Consider the following 12,726-nt stretch of genomic DNA (forward strand, 5'->3'; position numbering starts at 1 on the left):
CTCACCCCTGTCAACGACCCACCAGCCGGACTAGATTCACGGGGGTTCGATGCCTGTGCTGACGCATTCTCGAAGGAGCATCCATGTCCTTGGAACGACCGGTCACGCCCGATCCCTACGAGCTGCTGCCCGCCGTACCGTCGTTCGGCGTGACCAGCGCCGACGTCACCGACGGTCAGCCCCTCAAGGAGGACCAGGTGCAGGCCGCCGGCAACACCTCGCCGCAGCTGTCCTGGGAGCCCGGCCCGGAGGGCACCCAGAGCTACGTCGTCACCTGCTTCGACCCCGACGCACCGATCGTGAGCGGCTTCTGGCACTGGGTGGCCGTCGACATCCCTGCCGACGTCACCAGTCTCGACACCGGCGCGGGTGCGAGCGACGACTCGTTGCCGGGCGGCGCCTTCCACGTCCGCAACGACTTCGGCGAGCGCGCGTTCGGGGGTGCGGCGCCGCCGGAGGGCGACCAGGTGCACCGCTACTACTTCGTCGTGCACGCGGTGAAGGAGCCGGCGCTGGGCGTCGACGGCAGCGCGAGTCCCGCCGTTGTCGGCTTCAACCTCGCGTTCAAGACGCTGGCGCGCGGCATGGTGGTCGGCACCTACCAGCACTGAGTCGTAGCCTGACCGGGTGAGGGTCGTCCTCGGTCGGATCGCACTGCTCCTCGGCGTCCTGGTCGTCGCAGCGATGGCGTGGTATGGCGCCACCGCGCTGTTCGGCGACGAGGGCTCCTCCGAGGACACCGACGACGAGGCACCGGCGCAGCGTGCGTGTCCCGCGGCGTCCAAACGCGAAGCCCGTGCTGCCCAGCGCACGTTCGTGGAGAAGTACGGCCGCGCCCCGTGGTTCAGTGGGATCGGTGTCAGCGACACCCGCTTGGTCGAGGAGATCGCCGCCAACGCACCACCCGTCATCGGCGTCGAGGTGCCGGCGATCCAGGGCGAGGGGGCCATCCTCCTGGTCTCGACCGTCGCCGATGCGGAGGTTCCAGAACTGCCCGGTTGCCTCCAGCGGGTCCCGGTCGTCTACATGGCCAACGGCCCGTTCCAGGGCGACTGACGCATCCGTTCGTCGTCGCCTCTTGTGGTCAAGGGCGCATCGGAGTTACGTAGGCCCATGGCCGACAAAAACCTCCGAAAGGCCAGTGACCAGGACCTTGCGGCGCCCGGGCCCGACCGGATCCGCAACGTCGTGCTGGTCGGGCCCACCCAGTCAGGCAAGACCGCCCTGATCGAGGCACTCGCGAAGGTGTCCCTCGGTCAGCACCGGTCCGTCTCCCTCTCCGTCGCACCCGTGGTGCTCGAGGGCACCAAGGTCAACCTCATCGACACCCCCGGCTACGCCGACTTCGTCGGCGAGGTGCGCGCGGGTCTCCGCGCCGCGGACTGCGCGCTGTTCGTCATCGCCGCCAACGAGGGCATCGACGACGGCACGCGCGAGCTGTGGCGCGAGTGTGCCGCTGTGGGCATGCCCCGTGCCGTTGTCGTCACGAAGCTCGACCACGCGCGCGCCGACCACGACGGCGTCGTCCGCGCCGCCCAGGCCGCCTTCGGCGAGAAGGTGCTGCCCGTCCACGTCCTCCGCGACGGCGCCGTCGAGAGCCTGATCGGCTCCGAGACCGACGACCCCCGCCGCGGCGAGCTGATCGAGGCGATCATCGAGGAGTCCGAGGACGAGACGCTGATGGACCGCTACCTCGGCGGGGAGCAGATCGACGAGAAGCTGCTGATCGAGGACCTCGAGACGGCGATCGCCCGCGCCGGCTTCTTCCCCGTGGTGCCGGTGTGCGCGCAGTCCGGCACCGGCCTCACCGAGCTGCTCGACCTCTGCGTGCGCGCGTTCCCTTCACCTCCGGAGCACGCCCCGCCGGAGGTCTTCACACCGGAAGGTCGGTCGGCGGCGGCGGTCACCTGTGACCCGGCCGGACCTCTGGTCGCCGAGGTGGTGAAGACGACGAGCGACCCCTACCTCGGCCGGGTGAGCCTGGTCCGCGTCTTCTCCGGCACGCTCAACCCGGACGCCTCGGTCCACGTGTCCGGACACTTCGCGAGCTTCGGCACCGAGGGCCACGAGGACCACGACGAGGACGAGCGGATCGGCGCCCTGGCGTTCCCCTCGGGCAGCCAGCAGGTGCTCGCACCGACGGTGCTCGCCGGCGACATCGCGATCGTCGGGCGGCTGTCCCGGGCCGAGACCGGAGACACCCTGTCCTCCCCGGACCAGCCGCGGGTGCTCCGCCCCTGGTCACTGCCCGACCCGCTGCTCCCGATCGCGATCGAGGCCGCGACCCGGTCCGACGAGGACAAGCTGTCCGCGGCCCTCTCCCGCCTCGCGGCGGAGGATCCCAGCCTCCGGGTCCACAACAACGCCGAGACCGGGCAGCTCGTGATCTGGGTGATGGGCGAGGCGCACGCCGAGGTCGCCCTCGAGCGGCTGCGGGAGCGCTACGGCGTCACGGTCGAGCAGCGTGAGCTCGTGATCCCCCTCCGCGAGTGCTTCACCGGGCCCGCGAAGGGCCACGGCCGGCACGTCAAGCAGTCCGGCGGCCACGGCCAGTACGCCGTCTGCGACATCGAGGTGGAGCCGCTGCCCGAGGGCTCCGGCTTCGAGTTCGTCGACAAGGTGGTGGGCGGCTCCGTGCCGCGGCAGTTCATCCCCTCGGTCGAGAAGGGCGTGCGGGCGCAGATGCAGCGCGGCGTCCGGCTCGGCTATCCGGTGGTCGACCTCCGGGTCACCCTCACCGACGGCAAGGCGCACAGCGTCGACTCCTCCGACATGGCGTTCCAGACCGCGGGCGGGCTCGCGCTGCGCGACGCCGCCGAGCAGGCCGGCATCGCCCTCCTGGAGCCGTACGACGAGGTCTCGGTGATGGTCGCCGACGACCTGGTCGGCGGTGTGATGAGCGACCTGTCCGCCCGACGGGGGCGGCTGCTCGGCACCGACCAGGTCGGCGACCGGGCGCTGGTCAAGGCGCACGTCCCCCAGCGGGAGCTGGTCCGCTACGCCATCGACCTGCGCGCCTCGTCGCACGGCGCCGGCACGTTCAGCAGGAAGTTCGCGCACTACGAGCCGATGCCCGAGGAGCTGACGGCCAAGGTCACCGCCCGGGAACACCCGTCAGCGCACTGAGTCGCCGCCCGCCTCGCGCAGTAGCTGCTCGAACGGCGTGACCGTCGCCCGCCGAGCAGGGCGGGGCGCCGGGTCGACGTCCGCCGTCGACGTGCTGCCTCCGCCCGCGACGAGCGCTGCGAGCTCCCCGGCCGCACGCTCGACCCGCTTCTCGAGCGCGCCGTCGGTGCCGCCGAAGTCCTCCGTCGCGGCGAAGACACCGGTGGGGACGACGACGGCATGGAGGTAGGAGAACAACGGGCGGAGCGCGTGCTCGAGCACCAGCGAGTGCCGGGCCGTGCCCGCGGTCGCGGCCACGAGGACCGGCTTGCCGTCGAGCGCGTCCTGGTCCAGGACGTCGAAGAACGTCTTGAACAACCCCGAGTACGACGCCGCGAACACCGGAGTGACGACCACGAGGCCGTCGGCGCGGTGGACGTGGTCGATCGCGGTCGCCAGGTCGCCGCTCGGGAAGCCGGTCAGCAGGTGGTCCGCCAGCGCGTGCGCGAGCGGCCGGAGCTCGACGACCTCCACCTCGACATCGGCACCGCGTGCCTCGACCGACCGCTCGACGGCGCCGCCGAGGAGGTCTGCCAGCAGCCGGGTCGACGACGGCACGCTCAGGCCCGCCGCGACGACGACGATCCGCTTCATGCGGGCACCTCCGCCTTCTGGGCGATGAGCGAGGCGTGGGTCGGCGCCTCCGGGATGTGCTCCGGGCGACCCTCGGCGAAGCCCTTGCGCAGGTCGGGCAGGATCTCGCCGAGCAGGTCGAGCTGCTCCAGGACGGTCTTGAGCGGCAGGCCGGCGTGGTCGACGAGGAACAGCTGGCGCTGGTAGTGGCCGGCGTACTCCTTGAAGGTCAGCGTGCGCTCGAGCACCTGCTGCGGTGACCCGACGGTCAGCGGCGTCTCCTCCATGAAGTCCTCGAGCGACGGGCCGTGGCCGTAGACCGGGGCGTTGTCGAAGTAGGGCCGGAACTCGTTGATCGCGTCCTGGCTGTTCTTGCGCATGAAGATCTGACCACCGAGGCCGACGATCGCGGTGTCCGCCGGACCGTGTTCGTAGTGCTCGAAGCGCTCCCGGTAGAGCGAGACCAGCTGGGCGGTGTGCGACGGCGGCCAGAAGATGTGGTTGTGGAAGAAGCCGTCGCCGTAGTAGGCGGCCTGCTCCGCGATCTCGGGGCTGCGGATGGATCCGTGCCAGACGAACGGCGGCGTGCCGTCGAGCGGCCTCGGGGTCGACGTGAAGCCGTGCAGCGGGGTCCGGAACCGACCCTCCCAGTCGACGACGTCCTCGCGCCAGAGCCGGTGCAGCAGCGCGTAGTTCTCGATCGCGAGGTTGATGCCCTGCCGGATGTCCTTGCCGAACCAGGGGTAGACCGGACCGGTGTTGCCGCGCCCCATCATCAGGTCGACGCGACCGTCGGTGAGGTGCTGGAGCTTGGCGTAGTCCTCCGCGATGAGCACCGGGTCGTCGGTCGTGATCAGCGTGGTCGCGGTCGAGAGGATGATCCTCTCGGTCTGGGCCCCGATGTAGGCCAACGTCGTCGTGGGAGCAGACGCGATGAACGGCGGGTTGTGGTGCTCGCCGGTGGCGAAGACGTCAAGCCCGACCTCCTCGGCCTTCTTCGCGATCGCCACGGTCGCCTTGATCCGTTCGTTCTCCGTCGGCGTCCGCCCCGTGGTGGGGTCGGTCGTGACATCGCCGACGGTGAAGATGCCGATCTGCATGGGTCCACTCTCCTCGGTCCTGGTTGACATGGCAACTACTCGTCCCAACCCAGGGCCGCCCAGCGCTATTCCCTGGCGAGCACGAGGAGCGCGCGGTCGTCGTCACCCCGGTCGACCTGCTCCATGATCCGGGCCGGCACGGCGCGCATGCCCTCGTCGCCGACGGCCTCGCGCGCTGCCGCCCGGAGCCAGTCGATACCGGCGTCGATGTCGGAGGTCGGGCGCTCGACGACCCCGTCGGTGTAGAAGAGCAGCGCCTCGCCCGGCGCGAGCACGCCTTCGCTCACCGGGAACTCCGGCTCGTCCACGACGCCGAGTGCGGTCCCCCGGGCGTTGTCGACCACCCACTCCTCGGCGTCGGCCCGCCAGTGGAGGACCGGCGGATGGCCCGCGCTGCGGATCGCGTAGCGCCCGGTGCCGAGGTCGACGACCACCTGGACCGCGGTCGCGATGCTCTCGTCGGACGGTTGCCGCAGGAGAAAGGCGTTGGCGGCGTCCAACAGCTCTTCGCCGGGAACGGCCACCAGGAGGCCGCGGAGGGCACCGGCGAACTGGACGGCACCAGGGAGAGCGGTGGCGCCCTTGCCGCACACGTCGACGAGCACCATCGCCAGACCGGCGGCCGCGTCCTCAGTCTCCACGAGGTCGGAGACGAAGAAGTCGCCGCCGTACTCGAAACCCTGCGCGGACAACATCGCCGAAGCCCAGAACCAGTCCTCCGGCAGGTCAGGCACCCGGCACTGCTCCTGGAGCAGGTCGCGCAACCCGCTCAGGAAGGCCTCGTCCACCTGTGCACCCTAGTCAACAGCTGGTGTCTCGTTGCGGAAGCCCAGCACCGCGCGCGTCATCTGGTTGCGGGTGTCGAGCAGGTCGTCCAGCGCTGAATCGAGGTCGTCGGCGGTCGCCCGCAGCGGTACGCCCTCGGCCTGCTGGTCGCGGTCCGACGCGACGACGGCTGCCCGCCGGAGCAGCTCCTTGAGGAACGACGCGGTCACGCCGTCGGTTCGGTCGAGGACCGTTTCGAGGCGTCCGAGGTCGATCTCGAGCGACCCGCGGTACAGCTCGATGAGCCGGCGGCGCGAGTCGCGGTCGGGCACGTCGATGTGCACGGCCTGGTCGACGCGGCCGGGTCGTGCCGCAAGCGCGGGCTCGAGCAGGTCAGCGCGGTTGGTCGTCAGCAGGAAGACGACATCGGAGTCGTCGTCGAGCCCGTCCATCTCGTTGAGGAGCGTGAAGAGGAGTGGTGTCTCGCCGCCGTGGTGACTGCGCTCCTCTGCGATCAGGTCGACGTCCTCGACCACGATCATCGAGGGCTGGAGTGACCGGGCGACCGAGCAGGCTTCCCGGATCCCGTGCAGGGTCTCGCCCGTCAGCTCGACGACCGTGGTGCCGACGAGCTCGCTGATGAGGTACCGCACCGAATGCGTCTTGCCCACGCCCGGGGGGCCGTAGAGGAGGAGGCCGCGCTTGAGGTGCTGCCCCGCGGCGCGGAGCCGAGCGCTGTTGCGGGCAACACCGACGACCTGGCGACGCAGGTCCTCGAACGTGGTGTCCGGAAGGATCAGCTCGTCAGCCGCCATGGTGGGGCGCTCGCGGATGCGCAGCAACGAGCCGCGCTCGCCGAACATGCTGCGGCCGAAGGACACCACCTGCCCGCGGTAGACGTTCAGCTCGAGAGCAAGCTCGCGCAGCCGCCGTGCGAGTTGCTCCGCCGCCGCCGGGCGTGTCGAGATGATCTCGACGCTGACCGCCATCGATCCGCTCTCGGGATCGGGAGCGCAGAAGAGGAGCGCGGTCCGATCGTCGCCGTCGGTCACCAGGACCACCGCGACCCGAAGGCACTCGCGGGTCTCACCGCGAGGTCCGCTGGGGAGACTCGTCCTCGTCACGTTCCCGGGCCGCGGACCGTGCATGGAGTAGCGAGGATCCTCGCCGAGGAGGTCGGCGATGCCGAACGGGCCATGGTGACGATGGCCGGCCACACCGATGACCTGGGCCCCGTCGCCATGCTCGGACAGCACCACGTCGAGGGCGCCCTGCACGTTGACGTGCTCGTAGGCGGGCCACTGCTCAGCCACGACAGGAAGGTCGTGGGTCTCCACCCCGAGGTGCGCGCTGATCAGCGACCGGAAGGTCGGCTGGTCGACAGCCCGAGCCTTCGAGACGAACCGACGCACCACGAAGCGTCCGTACCGGCGGAGATCGGCGAGCTGGGGCGCGTGGTCGTCGGAAGGCAGAGCAGCGGAGACCTCGAAGACCGGCATCCGGGGAGAGTAGCGGCACGGTGTCGAACCGACCGACCGGATTTCCCCGCAGCGGGTCCCGACACGGCTCCGGGATCCTGCACTGGTGCACACTTTCCTCATGACCGATGAGATCGTCGCGCCCCCGGTCGCCGCGGAGTCGAAGACCGACGTCCTCGGGCACCCGTGGCAGGCCGAGACGATCACCCTGCCTCCCGACGCCGAGGGCGAGGTGGTCGCGACCCTGGTCAGCCGCCGGGCGGAGGCGCCCACCGAGCGGGCGGTGCTGCACGTGCACGGGTTCGCGGACTACTTCTTCCAGACCGAGTACGGCGAGTGGTGGCTCGAGCGCGAGCACGACATGTACGCCCTGGACCTGCGCAAGTACGGCCGCTCGATCCGGGAGCACCAGACACCGACCTACGTGGCCGACCTGGAGGAGTACTTCGCCGAGCTCGACCGCGCGTGGCAGCGGATCACCGAGCGCGACGGTCACACGAAGGTCGTGCTGTCGGGCCACTCGACCGGCGGGCTGGTGGTCGCGCTCTGGGCCGACGCGCGCCAGCCGGAGGAGCTCGCGGGGATCGTGCTCAACTCACCCTGGCTCGACCTCCAGGGCAAGGCATGGATGCGGACGCCGCCGGCCAACGCGGTCCTCGACCGGGTCGGCCGACTGCAGCCGATGCGGGTCTTCCCGCGCGTGGTCAGCGGCGTCTACGGCATGAGCCTGCACCGCGACCACGCGGGCGAGTGGGACTTCGACCTCACGTGGAAGCCGCTCGAGTCGTTCCCCGTCCGGTTCGGGTGGCTCCGGGCGATCCGCGCCGGCCACGCCAGGGTGCAGGCCGGCCTCGACATCCGGCGGCCGGTGCTGGTCCTCTCCTCGGACCGCACCACGTTCACCGCGGTGCTCGACGAGCGCGCCCACACCACCGACATCGTCCTCGACGTCACCCAGATCCGTCGTTGGGCCGGTTCTCTCGGCAGCAACGTCACCTCGATCGCCATCCCGGGCGCCGTCCACGACGTCGTGCTGTCGCGCCCGGAGGCCCGGGAGCGCGCGTACGCCGAGATCCAACGCTGGCTGAGCACCTACGTCGTCTAGTCGACTGAGTCGTCTAGTCTCGCCGCCATGGACCCTGTGCTCGGCCTCTCCCTCGGCCGCATCGTCATCGGCATCGGCTCGATCGCCTCGCCCTCGCTCACCGCGAGGATGTTCGGCCTGTCGCCCGCCGACAACCCGCAGATGAGCTATTTCACCCGGATGTTCGGCGTCCGGGAGATCGCGCTCGGCAGCCTCACCCTGCTGGCCAAGGGCGACGCGCGGCGGACCATGGTGCTCGCGGGCATGGCCGTCGACGGCGCCGACGCCGCGACGGGTGTGATGGCAATCGCCAAGAAGGAGGTCCCGCTGCCGACGGGCGGCATGTTGATCGCCGTCGCGCTCGGCGCGGTCGGCTCCGGTGCCGCTGCGCTGGCGCAGGCGGGTCAGTCGCAGACGTAGGTGCCGTTGTTGTCGTAGTAGCAGTCGGTGGTGGTGTCGGCCCAGATGCCGAGGCTGACGAACAGGATCGTCCCGATCACAGCGAGGCCGAACGACGCCCAGCCGACGATGATGCCGGCGAGCGCCATGCCGTCGCCGGCCTGGTCCTGCTCGCGGATCTGCTTGCGCGCGACGTGGCCCATGATGGCGCCGGCGACGCCGGGGAACCCGCAGCAGAACGCGATGCTGACGATGCTGACGACCAGCGACGCGATCGCCAACCCGTTGGTCTGCTTCGGGACCGGGTAGCCGCCGTACGGCGACGGCGGCGCGCCGTACGGCTGGTACGGCGACACCGGCTGCTGCTGGTGCCCGTAGGGGTTCGGGGGCGGAGGCGGCGGTGGCGGAGTCGGCTCGGCGGGCTCCTCGCCCCACGGCGGCGTGCTCATCGGCTCCCTGTCATGGCGCGCATTGTGTCAGGTCGAGGAGGTGGTCAGGTGAGGAGGATCGCGACGACCGCGACCAGGCCGACGACGACGATCACGCCTCGGAGCACGCCCGGCGGCAGCCGGCGGCCGACGGACGCGCCGAGGAACCCGCCGGCGACCGCGCCGAGCCCGAGGACGAGCACGATCAGCCAGTCGATCTCGGCGTGGATGCCCCCCAGCCAGTCGTCGGGTGCGAGCTCCACGACGAGCACGAACACCAGACCGGCGACGCCGTTCACGCAGGCGGCCAGGACGTTCTTCACCCCGTTGAGGCGCTGGAGGGTCTCGCTGATCCCGATGCCGAGCACTGCCATCAGCAGCACGCCCTGGGCGGCTCCGAAGTAGCCGCCGTAGATGCCCGTCAGCAGCACCGCCGGCCAGACCCACCAGGCGCCGTCACGCGCGGGCGCCGCACCGGCCGCCTCGCGGGCCTCGGCCCGGGCGGCGACCGCCTTGGACAGCCGCGGCTGCAGGACGACCAGCACCACGCCGAGCAGGATCAGCGCAGGGACGACCGCCTCGAACGCATCGGGCGGCAGCACCAGGAGCAGCCCCGCACCGATCAGGCCGCCGGTGACCGACGCCAGGAGCAGGCGGATGACCCGGGTGCGCTGTCCCTCGAGCTCGCGCCGGTAGCCGACCGCGCCCGCGACCGAGCCCGGCACCAGACCGATGTTGTTGCTGATGTTGGCCGTCACCGGGGGCACGCCGATGGCCAGCAGCGTGGGGAACGTGATCAGGGTCCCCGATCCGACGACGGTGTTGATCGTGCCTGCCCAGACGCCGGCCAGCAGGACGGCGACGATCTCGAGCGCGGTCATCCGCTAACCGCGATGGAGCCGTCGCCGGGCGGCGAAGCGGCCGTCGTGGTGCTCGAGCACCAACGGCATGCCGAAGGTCGCCGACAGCGTCTCGGGGGTCAGCGCGGCCTCGATCGGTCCCTGCGCGACCACGCGGCCCTCACGCAGCATCAGCACGTGGGTGAAGCCGGGCGGGATCTCCTCGACGTGGTGGGACACCAGCACCGTGGCCGGCGAGGACGGGTCGTAGGCGAGCACCGACAGCGTCGACACCAGGTCCTCGCGACCACCGAGGTCGAGCCCGGCAGCCGGCTCGTCGAGCAGCAGCAGCTCCGGGTCGGTCATCAGCGCACGTGCGATCTGGACCCGCTTGCGCTCACCTTCGCTGAGGGTGCCGAACGTGCGGTCGGCGAGCTTGTCGGCACGCACCTCGCGGAGCAGCGACCGGGCCCGGTCGTGGTCGAGGTCGTCGTACTGCTCGCGCCAGCGGCCGACCACGGCGTACGACGCCGACACCACGACGTCGCTCACCTTCTCCCCGCGCGGGATGCGCTCGGCCAGGGCCGCGCTGGTCAGCCCGATCCGGGGTCGCAGGTCGAAGACGTCGACGGTGCCGATCAGCTCACCGAGCACGCCGACCGCTCCCGACGTCGGATACAGCTGGGCGGCGGCGACCTGGAGGAGCGTCGTCTTTCCGGCGCCGTTGGAGCCCAGCACCACCCACCGCTCACCCGGTTTGACGACCCAGGTCACCCGATCCAGCAGGACCGCGTCACCCCGGCGGATGGTGACGTCGGCGAGCTCCAGGACGGCGGACATGCGGGCCACCCTATCGAGGGCCCACACGGCGCCTGATGCCGATATCGTCGCGCGTCGTGGCGTTCGAGATGCCGGCTGCGGGCCGGGTGGCGTGGTGGGGCACGGCGTTCCTCCGCGGGCTCGTGAGCCCCGACGAGTACGTCGACGCAGTGCTCGCCGACGACGCCGCCCACGTCTTCGGCGGCACCGCGGGCCCGAGGTCCCTCCTCGAGGCGACGGCGGCGGTCCGGCAGGCCGGTGCGACGGCGCTCGGCGCGGCCTTCCCGGCGCCCGGTGATCCGTGGGGACTGGCCGGTCCGCCGCCGTTCTCGGCGGCCTCGACCGAGGCCGGCGAAGCCGTGATCGCGCTCGGCGTCCGGACCGAACCCGGCGTCGGGTGGGTCCCGGAGCGGGTCGGCCGCGCCGTCGAGTGGACGTCGTACGACGCCCGCCGGCGGATGCCGCTCGACCTCGGCGACGCCGACCGGACGCTGCGCCGCACCCTGCTCGACGCCGCCAACAGGCTCGCCGAGCTCGACGTGGCGCGGTGGCGGCCCGAGGTCGCCGATGCGTTGCACGACCTGCGGGCCGGCGATCCGGTCATCGCCCCGCCGGGCGTCCCGACCCGGGCGGCCGACCTCGCCCGGCGAGCCCTGCACCTCCAGGAGGTCGTCGAACTCGCGCTCGACGACGAGGGCGCCGCGGTCAGCGCCGGTGAGATCGCCGCGCGTCGCTCCGCAATCCTGCCTCTCGGCAGCGCCGCCCGGCACGCGCTGACCGCGGCGTGTTCGCCGGACGGCTGGCCGGACCCATGAGCGGAGCGACTAGCCTCGGGGCCGACATGACGACACCTGCCGACACGCTGCTGATCACGCTCACGGGCAAGGACCGGCCCGGGGTCACGTCGGCGATCTTCGGAGCGCTCGCCCATGCCGGGGTCAACGTGGTCGACCTCGAGCAGATCCTGTTGCGGCGCCGGTTGATCCTCGGTGTGCTCGTCACCGCTCCGCGCGACGACAAGCGCCTCCGCCAGTCCATCGAGGAGGTGGCGGCCGACCTCGGCATGACCGTCGACATCGAGAAGGGCATCGGCGACAACCGGGCCCGCCGCGAGGGTCGCTCCCACGTCACGGTCATCGGCGCGCCGCTCAAGGCGTCCGCGATGGCAGCGATCGCCGGTCGGATCGCCGATCTCGGCGGCAACATCGACCGGATCGAGCGGATGGCGCGCTACCCGGTCACGGCGATCGAGCTGGACGTGTCCGGCGCCGAGCCGGCGTCCCTCCGCAGCCAGTTGGCGCGGGAGGCGGCCTCGCTCGCGGTCGATGTCGCGGTCCAGCCGGCGTCGCTGCTCCGCCACGCGGTGCGCCTGATCGTGATGGACGTCGACTCGACGCTGATCCAGGGCGAGGTCATCGAGATGCTCGCGGCGCACGCGGGCTTCGAGGCCGAGGTGGCAGCGGTCACCGAGGCGGCGATGCGCGGCGAGCTCGACTTCGAGGCATCGCTGCGCGAGCGGGTGCGGCTGCTCGCCGGCCTCGACGCGTCGGTCATCGACTCCGTCTACGACTCCATCGTCGTCAACCCCGGCGCCCGGACGCTGGTGCGGACGCTGCGGCGGCTGGGCTACCGGTTCGCCATCGTCTCCGGTGGCTTCAGCCAGATCACCGACCGACTCGCCGAGGACCTGGGCGTCCACCGCTCCCGCGCCAACAAGCTCGAGATCGTCGACGGCAAGCTGACCGGCGGCCTGGTCGGCGAGGTGGTCGACCGCGCCGGCAAGGCCAAGGCGCTCCGCGAGTTCGCCGCCGACCTCGGCGTCCCCGAGGCGGCGACCATCGCCATCGGCGACGGCGCCAACGACCTCGACATGCTCGAGGCCGCCGGACTGGGCATCGCCTACAACGCGCGGCCGGTCGTCCGCGAGATGGCCGACACCTCGCTGAACGTGCCCTACCTCGACGCGATCATGTACCTGCTCGGCATCAGTCGCGAGGAGATCGAGGCCGCCGACGCCGCCGACGGCATCGTCACGCCCGCTCCCCCGCTCTGAGCCGGCGGGTGCCGCACCCAACG

At 71.4% G+C, this 12,726-nt stretch carries 14 protein-coding genes; 7 read left to right on the plus strand and 7 right to left on the minus strand.

The features are described 5' to 3' along the window. Positions 1 to 83 precede the first annotated feature (83 nt). The 3 genes from SHK19_RS11680 to SHK19_RS11690 are packed head-to-tail and all read left to right on the plus strand — an operon-like array spanning position 84 to position 3,126. Positions 84 to 611 (plus strand): YbhB/YbcL family Raf kinase inhibitor-like protein, encoded by a 528-nt coding sequence (locus tag SHK19_RS11680; protein ID WP_322455135.1) that lies wholly within the window; start codon positions 84 to 86, stop codon positions 609 to 611. 16 nt (positions 612 to 627) lie between these two features. Continuing rightward, complete coding sequence (locus SHK19_RS11685; RefSeq protein ID WP_322455136.1) at positions 628 to 1,056, plus strand: hypothetical protein; 429 nt, start codon at positions 628 to 630, stop codon at positions 1,054 to 1,056. 57 nt (positions 1,057 to 1,113) lie between these two features. After that, on the plus strand, positions 1,114 to 3,126 hold the full coding sequence (locus SHK19_RS11690) for an elongation factor G (RefSeq protein WP_322936313.1): 2,013 nt from the start codon (positions 1,114 to 1,116) through the stop codon (positions 3,124 to 3,126). Here the strand turns inward: SHK19_RS11690 and SHK19_RS11695 are convergent. From SHK19_RS11695 to SHK19_RS11710, 4 genes are all read right to left on the minus strand, one after another. Next, the gene (locus SHK19_RS11695; RefSeq protein WP_322936314.1) at positions 3,115 to 3,759 is read right to left on the minus strand and encodes an FMN reductase; all 645 of its coding nucleotides are present in this window, start codon (positions 3,757 to 3,759) and stop codon (positions 3,115 to 3,117) included. The genes SHK19_RS11690 and SHK19_RS11695 overlap by 12 nt on opposite strands. After that, entirely contained in the window at positions 3,756 to 4,838 is a 1,083-nt protein-coding gene (locus tag SHK19_RS11700) for an LLM class flavin-dependent oxidoreductase (RefSeq protein WP_322936315.1), read from the minus strand. Before SHK19_RS11700 ends, SHK19_RS11695 begins: the two co-directional genes overlap by 4 nt. Before the next feature lie 65 nt (positions 4,839 to 4,903). Further along, the gene (locus SHK19_RS11705) at positions 4,904 to 5,626 is read right to left on the minus strand and encodes a PP2C family protein-serine/threonine phosphatase (RefSeq protein ID WP_322936316.1); all 723 of its coding nucleotides are present in this window, start codon (positions 5,624 to 5,626) and stop codon (positions 4,904 to 4,906) included. Positions 5,627 to 5,635: 9 nt separating this feature from the next. Continuing rightward, a complete protein-coding gene (locus tag SHK19_RS11710) occupies positions 5,636 to 7,102 on the minus strand; it encodes an ATP-binding protein (protein WP_322936317.1) in 1,467 nt (488 codons plus the stop codon). A 100-nt stretch (positions 7,103 to 7,202) separates the two neighbouring features. Between SHK19_RS11710 and SHK19_RS11715 the strand changes: the two genes are divergently transcribed. Together SHK19_RS11715 and SHK19_RS11720 are read left to right on the plus strand one after the other, a co-directional pair. Further along, positions 7,203 to 8,186, plus strand: a complete 984-nt coding sequence (locus SHK19_RS11715; protein WP_322455142.1) for an alpha/beta hydrolase — start codon at positions 7,203 to 7,205, stop codon at positions 8,184 to 8,186. 27 nt (positions 8,187 to 8,213) lie between these two features. Then, entirely contained in the window at positions 8,214 to 8,585 is a 372-nt protein-coding gene (locus SHK19_RS11720; RefSeq protein WP_322455143.1) for a DUF4267 domain-containing protein, read from the plus strand. On the opposite strand, the gene SHK19_RS11725 is transcribed toward SHK19_RS11720, so the two are convergent. Genes SHK19_RS11725 through SHK19_RS11735 form a run of 3 tightly spaced genes read right to left on the minus strand, consistent with a single transcriptional unit; the run spans position 8,570 to position 10,671 of the window. Further along, a complete protein-coding gene (locus SHK19_RS11725) occupies positions 8,570 to 9,013 on the minus strand; it encodes a DUF4190 domain-containing protein (RefSeq protein WP_322936318.1) in 444 nt (147 codons plus the stop codon). The two genes, SHK19_RS11720 and SHK19_RS11725, sit on opposite strands and share 16 nt — an antisense overlap. Before the next feature lie 44 nt (positions 9,014 to 9,057). Next, on the minus strand, positions 9,058 to 9,873 hold the full coding sequence (locus tag SHK19_RS11730) for a sulfite exporter TauE/SafE family protein (protein ID WP_322455145.1): 816 nt from the start codon (positions 9,871 to 9,873) through the stop codon (positions 9,058 to 9,060). A gap of 3 nt (positions 9,874 to 9,876) precedes the next feature. Then, positions 9,877 to 10,671 (minus strand): ABC transporter ATP-binding protein, encoded by a 795-nt coding sequence (locus SHK19_RS11735; RefSeq protein WP_322455146.1) that lies wholly within the window; start codon positions 10,669 to 10,671, stop codon positions 9,877 to 9,879. Positions 10,672 to 10,727: 56 nt separating this feature from the next. Here SHK19_RS11735 and SHK19_RS11740 point away from each other — a divergent pair, with 56 nt between their 5' ends. Together SHK19_RS11740 and serB are read left to right on the plus strand one after the other, a co-directional pair. Then, entirely contained in the window at positions 10,728 to 11,465 is a 738-nt protein-coding gene (locus SHK19_RS11740) for a hypothetical protein (protein WP_322936319.1), read from the plus strand. Positions 11,466 to 11,491: 26 nt separating this feature from the next. Beyond that, positions 11,492 to 12,703, plus strand: a complete 1,212-nt coding sequence (gene serB, locus SHK19_RS11745; protein ID WP_322936320.1) for a phosphoserine phosphatase SerB — start codon at positions 11,492 to 11,494, stop codon at positions 12,701 to 12,703. The last annotated feature ends 23 nt before the right edge of the window (positions 12,704 to 12,726 follow it).

This window comes from Nocardioides bizhenqiangii, assembly GCF_034661235.1.
Classification (GTDB): Bacteria; Actinomycetota; Actinomycetes; order Propionibacteriales; family Nocardioidaceae; genus Nocardioides; species Nocardioides bizhenqiangii.

Excerpts from the sequence above, each read along its gene's own strand:
- SHK19_RS11715 (WP_322455142.1), top strand. The coding sequence starts at position 7,203 with ATGACCGATGAGATCGTCGCGCCCCCGGTCGCCGCGGAGTCGAAGACC.
- SHK19_RS11730 (WP_322455145.1), bottom strand. The coding sequence starts at position 9,873 with ATGACCGCGCTCGAGATCGTCGCCGTCCTGCTGGCCGGCGTCTGGGCA.
- SHK19_RS11725 (WP_322936318.1), bottom strand. The coding sequence starts at position 9,013 with ATGAGCACGCCGCCGTGGGGCGAGGAGCCCGCCGAGCCGACTCCGCCA.
- SHK19_RS11695 (WP_322936314.1), bottom strand. The coding sequence starts at position 3,759 with ATGAAGCGGATCGTCGTCGTCGCGGCGGGCCTGAGCGTGCCGTCGTCG.
- SHK19_RS11720 (WP_322455143.1), top strand. The coding sequence starts at position 8,214 with ATGGACCCTGTGCTCGGCCTCTCCCTCGGCCGCATCGTCATCGGCATC.
- SHK19_RS11710 (WP_322936317.1), bottom strand. The coding sequence starts at position 7,102 with ATGCCGGTCTTCGAGGTCTCCGCTGCTCTGCCTTCCGACGACCACGCG.
- SHK19_RS11735 (WP_322455146.1), bottom strand. The coding sequence starts at position 10,671 with ATGTCCGCCGTCCTGGAGCTCGCCGACGTCACCATCCGCCGGGGTGAC.
- serB (WP_322936320.1), top strand. The coding sequence starts at position 11,492 with ATGACGACACCTGCCGACACGCTGCTGATCACGCTCACGGGCAAGGAC.
- SHK19_RS11700 (WP_322936315.1), bottom strand. The coding sequence starts at position 4,838 with ATGCAGATCGGCATCTTCACCGTCGGCGATGTCACGACCGACCCCACC.
- SHK19_RS11680 (WP_322455135.1), top strand. The coding sequence starts at position 84 with ATGTCCTTGGAACGACCGGTCACGCCCGATCCCTACGAGCTGCTGCCC.
- SHK19_RS11690 (WP_322936313.1), top strand. The coding sequence starts at position 1,114 with ATGGCCGACAAAAACCTCCGAAAGGCCAGTGACCAGGACCTTGCGGCG.